Origin of the sequence: Mucilaginibacter sp. 22184, from assembly GCF_052045695.1 — a bacterium.
Lineage (GTDB): Bacteria > Bacteroidota > Bacteroidia > Sphingobacteriales > Sphingobacteriaceae > Mucilaginibacter.
On record NZ_JBQEPI010000012.1, the window covers coordinates 170,202 to 189,180 of the forward strand.

General features: G+C 42.5%; 21 protein-coding genes and 1 tRNA gene. 13 read left to right on the forward strand and 9 right to left on the reverse strand.

The window, feature by feature from the left end:
- Positions 1 to 34: 34 nt before the first annotated feature.
- The 3 genes from ACTJKG_RS24545 to ACTJKG_RS24555 are packed head-to-tail and all read right to left on the reverse strand — an operon-like array spanning position 35 to position 839.
- Positions 35 to 355, reverse strand: coding sequence for a DUF5615 family PIN-like protein (locus ACTJKG_RS24545; RefSeq protein ID WP_440740664.1), 321 nt, complete (start codon positions 353 to 355; stop codon positions 35 to 37).
- The gene (locus ACTJKG_RS24550; RefSeq protein ID WP_172337279.1) at positions 339 to 578 is read right to left on the reverse strand and encodes a DUF433 domain-containing protein; all 240 of its coding nucleotides are present in this window, start codon (positions 576 to 578) and stop codon (positions 339 to 341) included. The genes ACTJKG_RS24545 and ACTJKG_RS24550 overlap by 17 nt, the downstream gene beginning before the upstream one ends.
- 33 nt (positions 579 to 611) lie before the next feature.
- Positions 612 to 839, reverse strand: a complete 228-nt coding sequence (locus ACTJKG_RS24555) for a hypothetical protein (protein ID WP_172337278.1) — start codon at positions 837 to 839, stop codon at positions 612 to 614.
- Positions 840 to 890: 51 nt separating this feature from the next.
- On the opposite strand from ACTJKG_RS24555, the gene ACTJKG_RS24560 reads away from it, so the two are divergent.
- Together ACTJKG_RS24560 and ACTJKG_RS24565 are read left to right on the forward strand one after the other, a co-directional pair.
- A complete protein-coding gene (locus ACTJKG_RS24560) occupies positions 891 to 1,799 on the forward strand; it encodes a serine hydrolase (protein WP_440740665.1) in 909 nt (302 codons plus the stop codon).
- A 393-nt stretch (positions 1,800 to 2,192) separates the two neighbouring features.
- Positions 2,193 to 4,553: a TonB-dependent receptor gene (locus tag ACTJKG_RS24565; protein ID WP_440740666.1), complete on the forward strand. Its 2,361-nt coding sequence runs from the start codon at positions 2,193 to 2,195 to the stop codon at positions 4,551 to 4,553.
- 134 nt (positions 4,554 to 4,687) lie between these two features.
- Here the strand turns inward: ACTJKG_RS24565 and purN are convergent, their stop codons facing one another.
- Together purN and ACTJKG_RS24575 are read right to left on the reverse strand one after the other, a co-directional pair.
- Positions 4,688 to 5,266, reverse strand: a complete 579-nt coding sequence (gene purN, locus ACTJKG_RS24570; protein ID WP_172337273.1) for a phosphoribosylglycinamide formyltransferase — start codon at positions 5,264 to 5,266, stop codon at positions 4,688 to 4,690.
- 128 nt (positions 5,267 to 5,394) lie between these two features.
- Positions 5,395 to 5,916, reverse strand: coding sequence for a hypothetical protein (locus ACTJKG_RS24575; RefSeq protein ID WP_172337272.1), 522 nt, complete (start codon positions 5,914 to 5,916; stop codon positions 5,395 to 5,397).
- Positions 5,917 to 6,142: 226 nt separating this feature from the next.
- Between ACTJKG_RS24575 and yiaK the strand changes: the two genes are divergently transcribed.
- Positions 6,143 to 7,132, forward strand: coding sequence for a 3-dehydro-L-gulonate 2-dehydrogenase (gene yiaK, locus ACTJKG_RS24580; protein ID WP_440740667.1), 990 nt, complete (start codon positions 6,143 to 6,145; stop codon positions 7,130 to 7,132).
- Positions 7,133 to 7,509: 377 nt separating this feature from the next.
- On the opposite strand, the gene ACTJKG_RS24585 is transcribed toward yiaK, so the two are convergent.
- Together ACTJKG_RS24585 and panB are read right to left on the reverse strand one after the other, a co-directional pair.
- Positions 7,510 to 8,235 carry an RluA family pseudouridine synthase gene (locus ACTJKG_RS24585; protein WP_440740668.1) on the reverse strand — a complete coding sequence of 242 codons (726 nt, stop codon included), beginning with the start codon at positions 8,233 to 8,235 and terminating at the stop codon, positions 7,510 to 7,512.
- 86 nt (positions 8,236 to 8,321) lie between these two features.
- Entirely contained in the window at positions 8,322 to 9,137 is an 816-nt protein-coding gene (gene panB / locus ACTJKG_RS24590; protein ID WP_172337269.1) for a 3-methyl-2-oxobutanoate hydroxymethyltransferase, read from the reverse strand.
- Positions 9,138 to 9,585: 448 nt separating this feature from the next.
- Between panB and carA the strand changes: the two genes are divergently transcribed.
- The 4 genes from carA (at position 9,586) to ACTJKG_RS24610 (ending at position 12,853) form a co-directional block, all read left to right on the forward strand.
- On the forward strand, positions 9,586 to 10,686 hold the full coding sequence (carA, locus tag ACTJKG_RS24595; protein ID WP_172337268.1) for a glutamine-hydrolyzing carbamoyl-phosphate synthase small subunit: 1,101 nt from the start codon (positions 9,586 to 9,588) through the stop codon (positions 10,684 to 10,686).
- Positions 10,687 to 11,365: 679 nt separating this feature from the next.
- On the forward strand, positions 11,366 to 11,773 hold the full coding sequence (locus ACTJKG_RS24600) for a hypothetical protein (protein ID WP_172337267.1): 408 nt from the start codon (positions 11,366 to 11,368) through the stop codon (positions 11,771 to 11,773).
- A gap of 25 nt (positions 11,774 to 11,798) precedes the next feature.
- On the forward strand, positions 11,799 to 12,335 hold the full coding sequence (locus ACTJKG_RS24605) for a hypothetical protein (protein ID WP_440740669.1): 537 nt from the start codon (positions 11,799 to 11,801) through the stop codon (positions 12,333 to 12,335).
- A 194-nt stretch (positions 12,336 to 12,529) separates the two neighbouring features.
- The gene (locus tag ACTJKG_RS24610) at positions 12,530 to 12,853 is read left to right on the forward strand and encodes a DUF6686 family protein (RefSeq protein WP_440740670.1); all 324 of its coding nucleotides are present in this window, start codon (positions 12,530 to 12,532) and stop codon (positions 12,851 to 12,853) included.
- Between the two features lie 119 nt (positions 12,854 to 12,972).
- Here ACTJKG_RS24610 and ACTJKG_RS24615 read toward each other — a convergent pair whose 3' ends face one another.
- Positions 12,973 to 14,454, reverse strand: coding sequence for a phytoene desaturase family protein (locus ACTJKG_RS24615; RefSeq protein WP_440740671.1), 1,482 nt, complete (start codon positions 14,452 to 14,454; stop codon positions 12,973 to 12,975).
- 97 nt (positions 14,455 to 14,551) lie between these two features.
- On the opposite strand from ACTJKG_RS24615, the gene ACTJKG_RS24620 reads away from it, so the two are divergent.
- From ACTJKG_RS24620 to ACTJKG_RS24635, 4 genes are read left to right on the forward strand one after another with little or no spacing between them, the layout of a single operon-like run.
- A complete protein-coding gene (locus ACTJKG_RS24620; protein ID WP_216650660.1) occupies positions 14,552 to 15,388 on the forward strand; it encodes a phytoene/squalene synthase family protein in 837 nt (278 codons plus the stop codon).
- Between the two features lie 4 nt (positions 15,389 to 15,392).
- Positions 15,393 to 15,938: a hypothetical protein gene (locus ACTJKG_RS24625; RefSeq protein WP_172337263.1), complete on the forward strand. Its 546-nt coding sequence runs from the start codon at positions 15,393 to 15,395 to the stop codon at positions 15,936 to 15,938.
- Positions 15,935 to 16,615, forward strand: coding sequence for a lycopene cyclase domain-containing protein (locus tag ACTJKG_RS24630; protein WP_172337262.1), 681 nt, complete (start codon positions 15,935 to 15,937; stop codon positions 16,613 to 16,615). The genes ACTJKG_RS24625 and ACTJKG_RS24630 overlap by 4 nt, the downstream gene beginning before the upstream one ends.
- Complete coding sequence (locus tag ACTJKG_RS24635; RefSeq protein ID WP_172337261.1) at positions 16,612 to 16,860, forward strand: cytochrome b5 domain-containing protein; 249 nt, start codon at positions 16,612 to 16,614, stop codon at positions 16,858 to 16,860. Before ACTJKG_RS24630 ends, ACTJKG_RS24635 begins: the two co-directional genes overlap by 4 nt.
- 115 nt (positions 16,861 to 16,975) lie before the next feature.
- Here ACTJKG_RS24635 and ACTJKG_RS24640 read toward each other — a convergent pair whose 3' ends face one another.
- Entirely contained in the window at positions 16,976 to 17,890 is a 915-nt protein-coding gene (locus ACTJKG_RS24640; RefSeq protein WP_172337260.1) for a PfkB family carbohydrate kinase, read from the reverse strand.
- A gap of 86 nt (positions 17,891 to 17,976) precedes the next feature.
- Here ACTJKG_RS24640 and ACTJKG_RS24645 point away from each other — a divergent pair.
- Together ACTJKG_RS24645 and ACTJKG_RS24650 are read left to right on the forward strand one after the other, a co-directional pair.
- Positions 17,977 to 18,050, forward strand: a tRNA-Asn gene (locus ACTJKG_RS24645).
- A gap of 217 nt (positions 18,051 to 18,267) precedes the next feature.
- On the forward strand, positions 18,268 to 18,900 hold the full coding sequence (locus tag ACTJKG_RS24650; RefSeq protein WP_440740672.1) for a phage integrase SAM-like domain-containing protein: 633 nt from the start codon (positions 18,268 to 18,270) through the stop codon (positions 18,898 to 18,900).
- Positions 18,901 to 18,979: the final 79 nt, after the last annotated feature.

Consider the following 18,979-nt stretch of genomic DNA (forward strand, 5'->3'; position numbering starts at 1 on the left):
AGGTAATACAAAGATATAAACGTTTGTATCTTTTTTAAGATACAACTATGACCGGTCCTGGGTTGCTGCTTTTGATATGTTTTTTTACGAGGGGAGTAAGTTTTGTTAACTCCTGGTAAGTATTAATTGGTGCAAAAAGCACAAATACTCTGATCGTGTAATGTTTGAAATTTTGTTGATGCTGTAAATTTTTATCAAAGGTTAACAACGCATCAAAATTTTCCTGCACCAAAAGTTTCAACAAGGCGCCATTTTTTACCCCGTTCCATCCTTTGTCTGTTACGGTATAAATTTCATGTTCAGTAAAATCAAGTTTGAGTTTCTTTGGCAGATTTTCATCAAGCAACAGCTTCATAGAGTTTGACAATGTCTTTTGAAGTGATGATCTTATTAGCAAGATCCAATAAAGCAACAGCTTGTTCTTTGGTTACAGAAGGAAAATCACCTAAAAAGTCATCTAAAGAAACGCCTGCCTCCAGGTGGTCAAAAAGAGATTCAACAGGAACGCGCGTTCCTGTAAAAACCGGCTGTCCACCTAAAATATCCTTATCGATATTGATAACTTTTTGAATATCCATAGATAAAGATACGAATATTTGAGTTGGTGAACATTACTTTGTCCGCCATTTATCAATCTCTTTGCGGGTTTGTTCAATAGTTGCAACTTGCTCGTCGGTAAAAACCGGGGCATCCAATAGAAATGACCTTAGATCTTTTTGTGGAGTATCTTCTGCAGATTCTTTTTCCAGCTCCTTTTTAAATCTTAATAACTGATCTTTAGGGAGCTGCTTTACGATCTTAATCAAATTCTCAAAACCTATGTCAACCTGAATTTGCATAATCAAATTTACAAAATTTATTTAAATTGGTTTTTATTACAACCATCCCTCATGAAGCTTAAACTACTTATACTTTTACTTGCTGTCACTTCAACCGCCTTTGTGCAAACCGATCGTAAGCTTACACAACAACTTAACGATGCGGTGAAGGGCTTTCACGGTCAGGTAGGCATTTATGTGCAAAACCTTAAAACAGGAAAAACGGCAGCTATTAATGCCGATACCTTGTTCCCAACGGCCAGCATGATCAAGGTGAGTATTCAATGTGGTTTGATGGATAAAATTGAAAAAGGCGAACTGCAATACAACCAGAAACTGGTTTACCGCGATTCATTGTTATACAGAGGCGAAGATATCCTGGGCTCCTTTAAAGATAAAGACACCATACAATTGAGCAAAGTAGCCCTGCTCATGATCACCATGAGCGATAATACGGCCAGCACCTGGCTGCAAAAGCTGGTGGGCGGCGAATATATCAATAACTGGCTACAGCAAAACGGGTTTAAGGTTATGCGGGTGAATTCGCGCGTACCAGGCCGCGAAGCTATCCGCAGCATTTACGGCTGGGGGGTAAGCACGCCGTTTGAAATGTGCCGCCTGTTCACCATGATCAGACAGGGTAAAGCGGTGAGCGCTGCCGCCAGCGAGCGCATGAGCCGTAACATGGCGCGTATTTATTGGGACGAGAAAGCACTGTCGCAGATACCTCCCTATATACAAACCATATCCAAACAAGGCGCCGTTGATGCCGCCAAATCAGAAACGGTATTGGTGAGCGCCCCGCATGGCGATTACGTATTTGCTATCATGACCAATCATAATACCGACCAGCGCTGGGTACCCGACAATGAAGCCAGCATGCTCATCAAAAAGGTATCGGCCCTGCTATGGCATTACTTTGAACCAAGGAGTAATTGGAAGCCTGCCGAAGGGATTGATAAGTATATGAAGAATGAGTAATTGTTAAGCCAGAAGTACTGAGCCGGGAGTTTTAAGTCCAGGTCAAATAAGCAAGCTCGGTTAGTACCGATAGATTTTGGTAAAAAGTGGGTTTACATGTAAACCCACTTTTTGATGATAAAATTTAAATAATTTTCTGATTATCAACATTTTAAATAAATGTTAACCTTAAAAAGTGTAAACCATGTAAACCCACTTTTTAGCCGTTGCCCGGCTCCAACCGGGTGACCACTATTCCCTGGCCTCTGGCCTACGAAAAGCAAGATCATTCCTCATCTTTAAACACATTTTAGTAATATTTCTCTTCCTCGCCTCCAACATGCAAAGCGTTTTATTATAATTGGAAAATATATCAATGTGTGTTTCTGACACCTGCCAATTGCTGCCTTTACGATGAAAACAATATTTACTTTATTAGTACTGTTCCTGTTTGCTGTTACTGTAAAAAGCCAAACCCGCCCCAATTTATCGGGTACTGTGACTGATGATAAAAGGCAGGCTATTGCCGGTGCTTCGGTTTACCTGCTCAATACCAATTATCATACTAATGCCGATAAAAACGGAAAGTTTGTATTCAGTAACCTGGATGCCGGTACCTATACCCTGCACATCAGCGCAGTAGGTTATGCTGCTAAAAACCAGGAAGTTAAAATTGGCGGCGGCAAGCAAACTGTTGATATCTCCTTAAAAGATGCAGCCAACCAACTGGATGAGGTTACCGTAACCGCCCAAAAATATGAGGAAGACGCACAGCGGGTGCCTATCAGTATTTCTACCTTAACGGCAAAACAGATACGCGATTACCGCCTGTGGGATCTTAAAGATCTGACAGCCATTGCCCCCAACCTTAACTCGGCCGGGCCCGGTGATAACCGCACCGTGAGCGGCATCAGGGGCATTGTGACTACTTCATATGACCCTGCGGTAGCTACCTATGTAGATGGCGTAAACCAGTACGGCCTCGATACTTATATCCCCCAATTGCTGGATGTGGAAAGGATAGAAGTTTTACGCGGCCCCCAGGGAACACTTTATGGTCGTAATGCTACAGGTGGGGTTATCAATATCATCACCAAACAACCCTCCAACACCCTAAGCGGTTTTGCCGGGCTCGATTTTGGCAATTACGGGCAGCAACGCTATACCCTGGGCTTGCGTGCACCGCTTATTAAAGACCGGTTATTTTTAGGCGTTGCGGGTGTTTACTCTGGTTTCAACGGTTTTTATACCAATACGTTTAACAACACCCATTTTGATAAGCAGCATTTCTTTTTAGGGAATTATTACCTCAAATTCCTGGCTACCTCCAAACTGGCCCTCACCTTAAATGTTAAAAATTATAACAACCGCAATAACGGCGCTTTCCCGCTGGCGGGTTCACCGGCCGATGCCCTGGCCAATCCGTTTAAGGTTGATCAGGATGCTACTACCAGAATGATCGATAATACTTTTCAATCCTCACTGGCTGTTAGCTATGCGGGGCGAGATTTTAACTTTACTTCCCAGTCGTCATATCAGGTTAATAACCGGTATTATACCACGCCTATCGACGGGGATTTTTCGCCTATTGACGGCATCTCGATCATTAATAATTATGGTGGCGACTGGAACAAGGTGAAAACCGGGATACAGGAATTCAGGTTTACTTCACCCGCTTCCTTAACTTCGGCATTGAAATGGACAGCCGGCGCCTATGGTTTTTATCATTATGCACCTAACCGCCAGGGTACCCATTTTGGTGCCGACGCAGCAGCCGGAGGTTCACCCATGACCGATTTTACCAGCATCAACACCAATACCGATCGTAACCTGGGCGTAGCCGTTTACGGCCAGGCCACGTATACTATAAGTCCGGAGTTTGATATCACTGCCGGGCTGCGTTATGATCATGAGCATAAAAAAGAAAGCATACTGGGCGAATTTCAGCCCGACGGACAAGCGGCGATAGTGACCCGGTCGGATACCTCATCGAAAGCCAACTTTAACGCCTTTTCGCCAAAGCTGAGTGTGGCTTATCATCTTTCGGCTAATAACAACCTATATGCCAGTTACAGTCGTGGTTTTAGGGCTGGTGGTATCACCGAGCTGGGATCCGACCCGTCGCAACCGCCGCTGTATACCTTTAAGCCCGAGTACAGCAATAACTATGAAATAGGATCAAAGAATAATTTTTTAGATAATAAACTGCGCGTGAATATTACCGCGTTTTATACCCGGGTAACCAACGCTCAGGTACCTACACTGGTATTGCCCGATGCTATTACCATTACCAAAAATGCAGGCAAGCTAAGCAGCAAAGGCGCCGAGCTGGAGCTGAGCGCCACGCCGGTAAAAGGCCTGGCCTTGGATTATAATTTTGGATATACCCATGCCCGCTATACCAGCCTGTCCATAGGTAGTAACGGGCAGATTGTGGATTTGAAAGGCAACCACCAGATCTACACGCCTGATATTACATCCATGCTGGCTGCACAATATAGCTATGACCTGGGCGGCCCTCAAAAAGTAAAGCTGGTGGCCCGCGGCGAATGGCGCTACCTTGGCGATCAGTATTTTGACCTCGCTAACCAGATTAAACAAAAAGCCTATAGTAAGTTTAATGCCAGGCTGGGTGTCGATACCAAAAACTTCAGCCTGTTTTTCTGGGAAAGTAATATCGCCAATAAAAAATATATGGACTATGCCTATGACTTTGGTGCATCGCACTTAGGCAACCCGCGTACCTATGGCGTATCATTAAGCACGAGTTTTTAGAGATGAAAAATAATATCGAACACTGAATGTCGAATTTTAAATAATGATTTAACAAAGAATCAGGAAATCCTGAAATCAGGAAGATCATGGTTCAGAAAATCAACGAAATCAACGACATCAAAAAAAATCAGCGGTTAACTTTTCATCTTCTTTAGCAAAGCCTCTACCACTTTTGGAAAATGGTGGTGCTCCAGCTGCTGACCTTTAAATTTGATCATCTCGAGGTTATCGCCCGGTTCAATCCTGAATTTAGATTGGTGAATGATCTCGCCTTCATCAAATTGTTCATTTACAAAATGTATAGTGATGCCGCCTTCCTCTTCACCGGCCTCCAGAATAGCTTTATGCACGTTATCCCCATACATGCCTTTACCGCCATACTTGGGTAGCAGGGATGGGTGAAGGTTTATGATCTTGTTAGGGAAAGCTTTTAGTAATGACGCGGGTACCAGCCATAAAAAGCCTGCCAGTACAATAAGGTCAACCTGCAGGTTTTTAAGCAGCCTGATCACATCGTCGGTGTCAAAAAATTCATGCCTGGTAAATATGTGCGATGGCACTTCAAAATTGTCGGCCCGCTGTAATACATAAGCCTGAGGGTTATTGGTGAGTATCAGCACTACTTCGGCATCGGCATTGCGTTTAAAATGCTCCATTAACTTTTGGGCATTTGACCCGGAACCTGAAGCAAAAATGGCAATTCGTTTCTTCATTAAAATTTGGGGCTTTTCAAAGGTGATGATGTTACCTGTAAATGTTTATTTATAGGGATTTGTTTTATGTTGCTGGTAATTTTATTATAACAAATTACATGTATCATAATCCAAATATAAAGGTTTACTTATTGTGATACTCTTTTTTGCTTGATAAATCCGTACCGCATAATTCTCCGTTTTGAGGTTGGTGAATAATTTGGCTGTACATCGCCGGTTTGTAGTACCAGCGAATAAACCCCAAGCGTTGCTATCTGCGCATTGGTAAAAGGCTGTCTTGATTTTACTTCCTTGTTAACATTGCCTGTGGTATCCTTACAAGTCATATCTGAATTGATGAAAAGCCGGTTTGCAGTAAGCGACCAGTTGCCGGTTGTTTTTTGCGCCAGGCATGAAAAATTCACAAAGGTACAGGTATTGTTGGTATTGAAAGTGAATGTCTGGGTCGAGTCGCAACCAACGTTCAGATTGATTGCAGAACCTATTTGCGTATCGCCCACATAGTTGCTAACCTGTATGGTAGCCAGCAGCCAGGTGCCGGTTGTAAGCAGGTGCGGTATGTTACTGTCTGAATCCTTTTTACAGGAGTTACAGAGCAGGTTAATGATAACTAAACCTAAAACAAAAACTAAAGGGATTTTATTTCTCATAGAAAATACACAGGCAAAAATAAATATTCCCGGTTATTAGTTGGCAACCAGTATGTAATAATAACTCTTTTAAACCAAAATTATTTTAATAAGATGGTTTAGCCATTTGCCCCTTAAATAAAATAGGAGCCGGATATTTTATTTTTACTTTTGAGTTTTTCACGAAGTATTTTTAGATTAAGGAGTTCAAGAATGCTTCGCCGTTTTGACTTTTTACTTATCCACCATGCGTATACCCTTTGAAAAACTGAAAGCCGAATTTAAACGAATATTGCTCAATCTTGATTTTAAAGAAGATAAAGCCGAAAAATGCGCTACCATTTTTGCCGAAAACAGCAGGGATGGGGTGTATACACACGGACTTAACCGTTTTCCGGTTTTTGTGCAATTTGTAAAAGGGGGCTGGGTTAAGCCCGATGCCGAACCTGTAAAAGAAGCTGGCCTGGGCGCTATTGAACAATGGAGCGGTAATTATGGTCCGGGAATGTTGAGTGCCGGTATATGTATGAACCGTGCCATGCAACTGGCTAACGAAAATGGCATTGGCTGTGTGGCCATCAAAAATACCAACCATTGGATGCGTGGTGGTACCTATGGCTGGCAAGCTGCCGAAGCCGGCTATATCGGCATTTGCTTTACCAATACCATTGCCAACTTACCGCCCTGGGGTGGTCTCGATCCGCGTTTGGGTAACAATCCCCTGGTGATAGCTGTACCCCGCAAAAACGGGCATGTGGTGCTGGATATGGCCATCTCGCAATATGCAGTGGGTAAATTAAAACAGTACGAAGCAAGCGGTGAGGAACTGCCGCTGCCCGGTGGCTATGATAGTGAAGGACACTTAAGTACCGATGCCGCGGCTATCCTGCAATCGGAACGGGTGCTGCCCATGGGCTTTTGGAAAGGTTCCGGACTTTCACTTGTGCTCGATCTGCTGGCTACAGTTTTAAGTGGCGGTAACTCCACCGCCAGGATCAGCAAAGAGAAAACAGAGGCTGGTATTTCGCAGGTTTTTATCTGCATAAAACCCAAAGATGATGCGCAAACCGATACCCTTATTGAGGAGATTATCAGTTATACCAAAACCAGCCGGCCCGAACATGCCGGAACAACCATCTCTTATCCCGGCGAAAACACACTGAAAACCCGCGCCAAAAATCTGAGCGAAGGTGTTTTGGTTGACGAAAAAATATGGAACACCGTGCTGGGCCTTTAGGAGAGAGCCAAGAGATAAGAGTCAGGAATCAAGAGACAGAAGGTAGCCGATTAAAAGTCAAAAGTTTGGAGAGTGTTCCATTCTTTTTTGGGAAGAGAGAATATCATTGATCTATGATACTCCATAGGAGTAAGAACTTTGTAGGAAACAAAGGCATAAGTATTTAGCATGCCGTAGGTATGCAACCTGTTCTTAATAGGTCACGCCGAATTTATTTCGGCATCTCACCTGCAAAGTTGCAGACAGGGATGGTTTTAAACCTGCTGATGGGGTGCTGAAACAAGTTCAGCATGACCTGTATTTTGTTCAGCCCTTGGTCGGTGTTATCACAACACCATTTTTATATTGATTCCTGACTCTAATCTCTTGCTTCTCTCTTACTCCCCAATCATCATCCCCTCAAACTTTTCCCAGAAACCATCGTGCGGAACGGGAGCTATGATGGTTACCGGTTCGTTTTTAACTGGATGCACGAAGGTTAACTTGCTGGCATGCAGGCAAATGCTTTTACGCAGACTGCCGCGTGGGTAGCCATATTTATTATCGCCAACAATGGGAGTGCCCAGGGTTGATAGCTGTACCCTGATCTGGTGCGGTCTACCGGTTATCGGATCAACCTCAATAAGGTAGTAGCCATTAAGTTCACCAACCAGTTTGTAGTGTAATTCGGAGCGTAAACTGCCCTGAACTTCTTTATCATGCGCTTTGGTTACGTTTTTTTGCGAGTTTTTTACCAGCCAGTGTACCAGGGTGCCCGCCTCGGGTTGGGGGCGCTTACGCACCACAGCGTAGTAGGTTTTGTGCATATCGCGGGCTTTGAACATTTTGTTAATGCGGTCCAATGCCTTGCTGGTTTTGGCAAACAGGATAACGCCGCTTACAGGGCGATCCAGCCGGTGCACCACGCCTAAAAACGCGCCGTTGGGTTTGTTGTATTTTTTGGCGATATATTTTTTAACCTTTTCATCCAGCGGTTCATCACCGGTTTCATCAACCTGTACAATATCACCGGCGCGTTTGTTTACGGCAATAAGGTGATTGTCCTCATAAAGGATATCCTTATCGGTAATATCATAACTGGTATAATTAAATTCGGGACGCATGTTGTGTTTAGTTCATGGTTCATAGTTGATGGTTCATGGGAGCTTCAAAATTGGCTATGAACAATGAACCATCAACTATGAACTAATTAATATTGTTCCTGTTCGTTCGGGAAACTTTTTGATTTAATGTCGCCAACATAGTTTTTGATGGCGCCGTTCATCTGCTCGTATAAATTGGCGTACTGGCGTAAAAAACGGGGTTTAAAACCTTTGTTAATACCCAGCATATCATGTATCACCAGTACTTGTCCGTCGCAATGCTGCCCGGCGCCTATGCCAATGATAGGTATCTGAACGCTCTCGGTAACTTCTTTAGCCAGTTGTGCCGGTATTTTTTCAACTACGATGGCAAAGCAACCCAGTTCCTGTAATACCAGAGCATCTTCTCTCAGCTTCTGCGCTTCGGCCTCTTGTTTGGCACGTACGGTGTAGGTGCCAAATTTATAAATAGATTGTGGCGTTAACCCTAAGTGCCCCATAACCGGTATACCGGCGGTCAATATACGGGTTACCGATTCGGCTATTTCAATACCACCTTCCATTTTTACGCCGTGTGCGCCCGATTCTTTCATGATCCGGATGGCCGAGTTGAGAGCTTCTTTAGAGTTACCCTGGTACGAACCAAATGGCAGATCGACGATCACCAGCGCGCGTTTGGCCGCGCGTACCACCGATGATGCATGATAGATCATCTGATCGAGCGTTATAGGTAGTGTAGTTTCATGACCAGCCATAACGTTCGAGGCCGAATCGCCTACCAGGATGATGTCCATACCGGCATCATCAACAATGGTTGCCATGGAGTAATCATAAGCAGTAAGCATGGCTATTTTTTCGCCACGGGTCTTCATTTCCTGCACAGTATGTGTAGTGATCCTTTTAACTTCTTTATGTATTGACATGTTTTATTTCGGATTTCGGATGTTCGATATCGGATTTATGTTTCCGGTATGCAAAGGTTACTATTAATTTCGGAATTCGGAATTTCGATTTCGGATTTTGTCTGAGCCTTGATCTAAACAGATTAAAGGATTAATATGGTTTTTCGTCCCTTCAGGGTCTCTCGCAGAGAATCCTGAGGGGACTTAAATTCGCATTTCGGATTTAAGTTTTGAATAAATATTGAGGTATGAAATCTCAAATCCGGGATTAGGACTTAGAAAAATCCAAAATCCCACCTCCGAAATCCGAAATCAAAAAAAAATCCAAAATCCCACATTCGAAATCCGAAATAAAACTGTATTTTTGCGCCGTGAATCAAGAAGTTCCTTACTTCAATATTTCTATCAGTTTTCACGGGGCTTTGAACCAGGCGATCCGATTTACTAATCCTTTCAATTTTTTTGATAAATGACATACTTCACCAAATTACCGGCTGTACTATTATTGGATGATGGAACCGTTTTTTACGGTAAAGCCGCAGGGAAGATAGGTACTACTACCGGCGAAATATGCTTTAATACCGGGATGACCGGTTACCAGGAAGTTTTTACAGATCCATCCTACTTTGGCCAGATCATGGTGGCTACCAATGCGCATATTGGTAACTATGGTATCAGAGATGAAGAGGTAGAATCCGGAAATATCCAGATAGCGGGTTTGGTTTGTAAAAACTATAACATCGCTTACAGCCGTAAACAGGCCGATGAATCGATACAGGATTACTTCCAGTCGCAAAACCTGGTAGGTATATCTGATGTGGATACCCGCCAACTGGTACGCCATATCCGCGATAAAGGCGCCATGAATGCCATTATCTCTTCGGAGATCCTGGATATTGATGAGTTGAAGGCAAAACTGGCCGAAGTACCATCAATGGATGGACTGGAACTTTCATCAAAAGTATCAACCACAGAAGCCTATACTTTTGGCGATGAAGAAGGAAGATACCGTGTTGCCGTGCTCGACCTGGGTGTGAAGAAAAACATCCTGCGCAATTTTGACGATCGTGATGTTTACGCCAAGGTTTTCCCGGCAAAAACCACCTTTGAAGAAATGGAAAAGGATTTTGCCCCAACAGGTTATTTCATCTCCAATGGCCCTGGCGACCCGGCTGCTATGCCTTACGCTATTGAAACGGTAAAAAAAGTTTTGGCCTCTGAAAAACCGATGTTTGGCATTTGTCTTGGTCACCAGCTACTGGCTTTGGCTAATGATATCCCAACCAAAAAAATGTTTAACGGTCACCGCGGTTTAAACCACCCTGTAAAAAATATTATTATCAACCATTGCGAGGTAACCTCACAAAACCATGGTTTTGGCGTAGTGCCTGAGGCTGTACGCGCCTCTGACAAGGTTGAGATCACCCACGTGAACCTGAACGACCAATCGATAGAAGGTATCCGTGTAAAAGATAAAAAAGCATTCTCGGTACAATATCACCCGGAATCATCACCTGGTCCGCACGATTCAAGATACCTTTTTGATGATTTTATCAAATTGATGTCTTAAAGATATGCGGATGTGCATATTTCAGATGTGCAGATGATAAAAAGCCTTTCAAGTTTAGCTTGAAAGGCTTTTTTGTATGGGGAGCGTACACATAAAAAAAACGCGTCATTGCGAGGAGGAACGACGTGGACAACCGACCAGAGGGAGCTCATTAATACCGATAAAAAAACAATCAAAAAATTAATAATCCCCTACTTACAGAGTCGCCCTGTATAGTGTAGAGATTGCTTCGTGCCTCGCAATGACGCGCAGGGGAAATGTCCTGTGAATAGGTGAGTCTTTGCTCAAAAGTGCAAAAATCCCATAGTCTAAAACCCCTTGCTCTTTACTCCAAAAAATCGTATATTTATAATACCCAAACGGCCCGGCTTTCATACAGATAGTCGGGCCGTTTGGGTAAAGGAAAACAGGTCAAAAATTGACTGTTTTATTCGTAGTTATTTGAAAGCCAATTATTTAATACTTTTTAAAGTTTTAAAACCGCATCAAAACCGCATTGAAATTTGTTAAAAAGTGTTAAAATCAATTTTTTTGAGTGGTTTTTGGCAAGAAATGGCCCGTTTTTGAATAAAAAAATGTTAAAATAAAAGGTTTAAAAAGTTTTTAGAGAGGGACTGACAGAAAAATTTTACCATATCAGTCTACGCTAAATAGTCAAAATTCAAAAAGTAAAATCGTTATGGCCGAGAAATTCTTATTGCAGGGCACCGTTAAGTGGAGCTATGATCATGAACTGGCCGAGGTATCCCAAACCAGGAAAATTATGACGGGAATGGCCTCATTTACACCGCCGCTGCACCACCATGAGGGTTACATCGCCCTAAGCGATACCGAAATTATTATTGAGAGCGATACGGATGAAGACCTGACCATTCCGCTGGGTGCCATCAGCCAGGTTTACCTGGGCTTTGATGATCTGTTCCCCATGGTATCAGTCAGGGGAGCCGGTTTGTTTTGGCAACCCTTAAGAATTGGTTACAGCGTATCGTCGTTTGAAACACAGTATATCTATGTTATTATCAATTTCAACGGTATATACACCCATGATAAAGAATGGTTTAATACCTTAACAACAATATTGCAATAAATTATTCACCACATTTTATTCTGCTATGCTACCGCTTAAAACATTGCTCTTACTAAGTTTAGTTTTTGTAACCCCCGTAGTTGCACAGCAAAAAACAAATAATATACCCAAGGATGCCCTAAAAGGCGACTTTAACGGCGATGGCAAACCTGAATACGTTTGGGTGGTGAGGCCCAAAATAGCCGATAGCGGGGAGGATTGCGTTGGTAAATGCACTATTAAGATAGTGTCATCCAATCCCCAAATAACCCCTTTAGTAATACCCAATGCCATTGGCGGAACCATCACCAACCTGGGTGATCTGAACGATAATGGTACTGATGAAATAGGCATCCTGCCCGAGTGGTTCACCAGTTGCTGGAGCCCTTATTATGTGTACACACTCGCCAACAAACATTGGCAGGCAGTTGTGCCTTCTTTCTCTACACACTGCAACCAGTGGGAAGCCGATGTTAAACCCATTGAAAAAGTGCCGGAAAAGAAGGGTTACGTTGTGATCAGGTACAGTGCATTTGAAAAAGAAGAGATCGTAACCAAAACTAAAATTGTCGCCATAAAATAACCATCAGTTTTAAGTTGCTGTAAATAAGCTTTTTTTATTTTTATTTGGATTTATTCTAAATAAGACATTACTTTGTTCCTATTGACTAAGGACATGCCTGTAAAAACAGTTTAAAATATAAAGTCCTGCTCTTGAGCAAATGCTGCGGTGCGATAGCTTTGCGGGCCGGGCAGGCACAACTTAATTAATATCATATGTGCGATTCAAAGATCATAAGCCAGGTTGGGGCAACAATAGTGAGCCGATGCTCGGAGTGCCGTTGCGTATTTATATGGAATAACAACCTGATCCTGAGCTTTTCGCCGGAGCAGTTTATACAATTCAGGGATTTTACGGTTGATCTTGATTTTGCCGAACACAGCCACTCCTTTCCCGATGGGCAGGAAAGGCTGGTGATGCGTACTCCTGTTAACGATGTACAATTAACTTTTACTACCGATGAGTGGGAAGATTTCCACGCTGCCATGGCCGAAGCAATTTATATGCAGGAGATCTATTCGTTGATGTATGGTAATTGATTAAGAGTCAAGAGATAAGAGCCAAGAATTAAGATTCAGGAAAGTTGTAATAGTGTTGGATGACATGGCAATTATTATATACTGTTTGGCATTTTTGAAATTGTCTTGATTCCTGATTCTTATTTCTTGATTCTCTTCACAGCTTCCTGAGCCGCCATTTGCCCGGAAATAATAGCTGGCGGAACACCGGGCCCCGGCACCGTTAACTGCCCTGTATACAACATATTTTTAACATGTTTAGCCCGCATGGCTGGCTTAAAAAAAGCGGTTTGCGCCAGTGTATTGGCCAGGCCGTAGGCATTGCCTTTAAAAGAATAGTAGTCAGCCTTAAAATCATTTAACGCGTAACTGCGTTTTACTACGATAGCATCACGGATATCCTGCCCGGTAATATGTTTGAAGCGGTTGAGCATCAGGTTGAAATATTTTTCCCGGATACTTTCGTCATCATGTAAACCCGGTGCAATGGGCATCAGAAAAAATAAGTTTTCGCCGCCTTCGGGGGCTACGCCAGGGTCGGTTTTGGAGGTGCAGGAAACATAAAACAGCGGGCTGGTAGGCCATTGCGGCGAAGTGTATATTTCTTTGGCATGCAGCTCAAAATCCTCGTCAAAAAATAGATTGTGGTGCTGTATACCTGCTACTTTTTTGTTGGTACCGATGTAAAACAATAAACTCGAGGGAGACATGGTTCGGCTGTTCCAATATTTTTCGGTATAGTTATGATGCGATTTGGGTAACAGGTGCTGATCAACATGTTCATAATCAGCCCCGGCTATCACAAAATCGGCCTGAAACGTGCCCTGATTGGTCTTGATGTTATTGACCCTGTTGTCTTTTATTTCGATGTTGGTGACTTCGGTATTCAATTTTATGTCAACACCTAATTCTTCGGCCAGGCAAACCATAGCTTTCACAATCTGGTTCATGCCGCCCTGCGGGTACCAGGTGCCCAGGGCCAGATCGGCATAGTTCATCATGCTGTACATGGCAGGGGTGTTTTGTGGGGTGGCACCTAAAAACAAAACGGGGAACTCCAGGAGCTTTATCAGCTTGGGGTTTTTAAAATATTGGCGCACATGCTTGCTCATGCTGCTTAACAATTGCATGCTCATGCTTTTTTTGATGAGATTAAAGTCAATAAACTCGGTAATGGAATGGGAAGGGCGAAATACATACTCGCCCATACCAACTTTGTATTTGTAGGCGGCCTGTTTTAAAAACTCCCGCAGGCCTGTGGTACTGCCCTGTTCTGTTTGCTCAAAAAGAGCTTCCAGTTCGGCCATGCCGGCTGGCACATCCATTACATCATTGGGGCCGTAATAGATGCGGTATCCTGGATCTAAACGTTCCAATTGATAATAGTCGGCCGGTTTTTTACCAAACAAAGCGAAAAAGTTCTCAAACACATCGGGCATCCAATACCAGCTGGGCCCCATATCAAATTTAAAACCGTCTTTTTCCCAAATCCGTGCCCGGCCGCCGGGCTGGCCGTTCTTTTCCAGTATGGTAACTTTAAAGCCTTCTTTGGCCAGTATACAGGCCGCGGATAAGCCCGCAAAACCTGATCCAATAATAATAATGTGCCTACCGCTGTTCATATAGCTATGGAAGCCCAAGTTAAACAAATTGTTTTGTGGTCATAAAAAAACAATAACGGTTTGAATTTGTACTTTTGGGAATCAGCCCCAAGTGTAAATGATGAATCTGTACGACGAGACCAGTTTTGAATGCAGTAAATTGATAACCAATAAGTATAGCACATCATTCAGCTTGGGGATAAAAGCATTTGATCAAAAATTTCGGTACCCCATTTATGCTATCTATGGTTTTGTAAGGTATGCTGATGAAATAGTGGATACCTTTCATGAGCATGATAAACTAACGCTGCTCAGCAATTTCAAGAAGGAAACGTTTAAAGCTATAGATGAAAAGATCAGTTTAAATCCGGTTATACATTCATTTCAGCAGGTGGTTAACAGGTACGGCATCGAAACCGAACTTATTGACGCTTTTTTACACTCCATGGAAATGGATCTGGATAAAAAAGCCTATGATCCGGCCTGCTATGAAACTTATATTTATGGTTCGGCCGAAACGGTAGGGCTCATGTGCCTGCGTGTTTTTACGGATAACAACAAGGCACAATATCAATCGCTGTTATCCCAAGCCCGCAGCCTGGGCGCTGCTTTTCAAAAGGTAAATTTTTTGCGCGATATACAGGCCGATTACAAGGAGCGTGGCCGTACCTATTTCCCCGGCATCGATTTTAACAATTTTACCGAGCAGGATAAGGGCCGCATCGAAGCCGAGATTAAAATCGACTTTGAAAATGCCCTTGAGGGGGTAAAACAATTGCCCGCAGGTACTCGTTTAGGGGTTTATATAGCTTATACCTATTATCTGAAACTGTTTAAAAAAATAAGTTATACGCCGGCAAATGTTATCCTGCAAAAAAGAATACGTATTTCTGATATCCGGAAGATGGGTTTGTACGTTAAAGCTGTTTTACAACAAAAATTGAATGTGATTTAAGAGAATGAGGAGAAGTATTTTTTTTATAGCCGGAATGTTTTCGTTTTTGTTGATGATACAAAGCGTAAAGGCCGATGAGCCTAATCTGAAAAATATACGCAGGCAATTAAGGGAGGCCATTAATGATAGTAAAACCACCGATTCCCTTTATAAAAGCCTGAGCAGTATAAAAAACCGTACAGGTATTATTGATGGGTTTATTGCCGGTGTGCAGGCGCTGAAGGCCAAACATGCCTGGAACCCGTATTCCAAAATAAAGTACATCAAAAATTGCGAAAAAACATTTGAAAAAGCGATAGAGTCCGATCCGCATAACATCGAGATCAGGTTTATGCGTTTTTCTGTGGAAGATAGCGTGCCCGGTTTTTTGGGCTATAATAAAAATATAGCTATTGATAGTAAAGAGATCATAACCCAGCTGGATAAAAAAAACTATGGTACAGCTGATAGGGAACTTACTGTAGAGATCATTAAGTTTCTGGTAAATTCCCGGCGATGTACCCCTGCTCAAATTGACGAGTTAAACAAGCTCTTAGCCGCCTTAAAGTGAAATATACCTACTTATTGATCAATGTATTGACCGTGTTTTTTCCGGTTGTATTATCGTTTGATAAGAAGGTGCATTTTTACAAAAGCTGGAAATTCATCTGGCCTGGAATGGCTATAACCGCGCTTTTCTTTTTGTTTTGGGACGTGCTTTTTACGGTAAAAGGGGTATGGTCTTTTAACTCACATTATATTATAGGGCTAACCCTCTGGGGATTGCCGTTGGAGGAAATGCTGTTTTTTATAACCGTACCATTTGCCTGTATTTTTATATATGCCTGTTTAAATTATTATGTCAAATGGGAAATGGATAACAAGCTCATCCATATAGTAAATGGTTTGATCGTCATATTGAGTGTATTAGGGCTCATTTTCTATCATGGACGTTTGTATACTATCGTAACTTTTGGCGTACTGTTGGTGTTGATGCCTCTGCTGCAATATATATTTAAAGTAAGATGGATTAACCGGTTTTATTTGGCTTACCTGGTGGCGCTTGTTCCTTTTTATATTGTAAATGGTATATTGACATCCATACCGGTAGTGCTATATAACAACAGCGAGAATATGGGTAAACGAATAGGTACCATCCCGGTCGAAGATCATTTTTATTTACTCATCCTGCTTTTGATGAACATCGGTTTTTTTGAATATTTTAAGACTAAAAATCAATTATCTTGAACCCGCTTCCGGAGTATACCAAATCGCAACTGGCCTTGCGTAACGGGCAGGATAAGCCCCAGATATGGATAGCCTATAAAGGACTGATTTATGACGTTAGTGAAAGCCGGCTATGGAAAAATGGCAAACACTATGAACACTGGGCCGGGCAGGATCTGACCGATGAACTACCCGATGCCCCGCATACCGAAAGTGTATTTGAAAAATTTGAAAAGGTAGGGAGGTTAAGCCCTCCGATCACCTAAAGGGTGAGGTTTCCTGATGTGCAAATGTGCGGATATGCAGATTTCAGATGAGCAAATGCTTAGCGTTAAGTACACTATTTAACATTTGCACATCTGCATATCTGAAAAAGGCTTTTTATATTTCAAATTTGGCTAAGCCAACAAATTCCTGTACACGGGCAGTAATTTCTTCGGGAGAAAGGTTGCGTAACCGCTCTGAACCGAATTTTTCAACACAGAAAGATGCCAGCGCCGATCCATATATGATAGCGTTTTTCATATAATCGAAATTTACTGTACCTACTTTAGCCAGGTAGCCAATAAAGCCGCCCGCGAAGGTGTCGCCAGCTCCGGTAGGGTCAAATACTTCTGCCAATGGCAATGCAGGGGCACTGAATATTTTATCCTCATGGAAAAGCAGGGCGCCGTGCTCGCCTTTTTTAATGATCACATATTTGGGGCCCATGGTTAATATTTTGCGGGCTGCTTTCACCAGGGAAAACTCACCTGATAGTTGACGGGCTTCGGCATCATTGATAGTAATAACATCTACCAGCTTAATGGTAGCCAATAATTCATCAAGAGCGATATCCATCCAAAAGTTCATGGTGTCCATCACAATCAATTTTGGACGTTTGGTAAGCCTTTTTATAACGGTTTGCTGCACCTGTGGTGATAAATTGCCCAGCATCAGGTATTCGCAATCCTGGTATGAATCGGGGATAATGGGATCAAAAGCTTCTAAAACATTGAGCTCAGTAGCCAAAGTGTCCCGGCTGTTCATATCGTTATGATATCTTCCGCTCCAGAAAAAGGATTTTTCGCCTTGTTTTATCTGCAGGCCTTCGGTGTTTACATTATGTTTTTGAAGGTCCTCGATCTCGGTCTGTGGGAAATCGTCGCCAACAACGGCAACAATTTTTATACGGTCGTAAAAGTAAGATGCGCCTAAACTGGCAAAGGTTGCCGACCCACCGACGATTTTATCTGTCTTTCCGAAGGGGGTTTCAATAGCGTCAAATGCCACAGTACCAATAACTAACAAGCTCATGTAAAATATTTTTAAATTTTTTTTGCGCAAATATTGTGAAATTACCTCAGAAATCATACTTTTGCACCACTCCAATCGGAAAATACTCCTGAGTAGCTCAGCCGGTTAGAGCATCTGACTGTTAATCAGAGGGTCGCTGGTTCGAGCCCAGCCTCAGGAGCTAAAAGCCTCACATGTCCGTGAGGCTTTTTTTTTGCTCAAAAAAGCCTTATATTCGGTTTAAACGCACTTTCTGCCTTTTCGGTAAGCGTAATGGCCACCTCAATTCTGAGGGCTATATCATCCAAAAAATTTCAAGTTAATCAGGAATTTTTGTCAAACTTCACGATTAGCCGTAACAAATACGTAACAGTCCTAATCGTGGCAATTCTAACACAATGGCCACTGTAAGTGCAAAAATTTTTAAACATCACAAAAAGGCGGATGGAACCTACAATGTGAAAATTTGTATTGCTCACAAAAATGAGCGGGTGTTTTTAGACACCGAGCATTACGTTACAGACAAACAGCTCACCAAAGATCGGACGATCAAAGACCAATTTATTCTAACTTGCGTCAACAAAACTCAGGATGGATATCGAAGGCTCATTTCAGACAATGAAGAAATGATCGCTAGTATGACTGCAGCAAACATTAAAGAGTTTTTTTTAGGAAGGCAGCTAAAAATTGATTTCCTGCAATTTTGCACAAAGCATATCGAAGTGCTAAAAGGCAAAAAAAAGGATAAAGGGGCTGCAAATTTTAATACGGTTTATAATCATATCCGTGATTATATCGGACATGGAAAACCACTTGGAATCGAATTGATCACAGTTGATTTTCTTAAACGCTTTGAAACGTTTTTAAGGAATGAAAGAATAATGCTTAGAGTGGATCGTTTGGGTAGGGAATATAAGGCAAAAGGTAAGCCCCTTGGTGATGCCTCAATACACGTTTATCTACGTGACTTCAGTGGATTATTTACAGCAGCTGGATATACCAATGATATTGACCCCTCTTCGCCAATCTAAAGTGACCCCTCTGAGTTAGGGTTTGAAAGAGAGTAAAGTTGTTGTACAGATAGGCTCCTGGGAGCGGATGTTTTTGTCC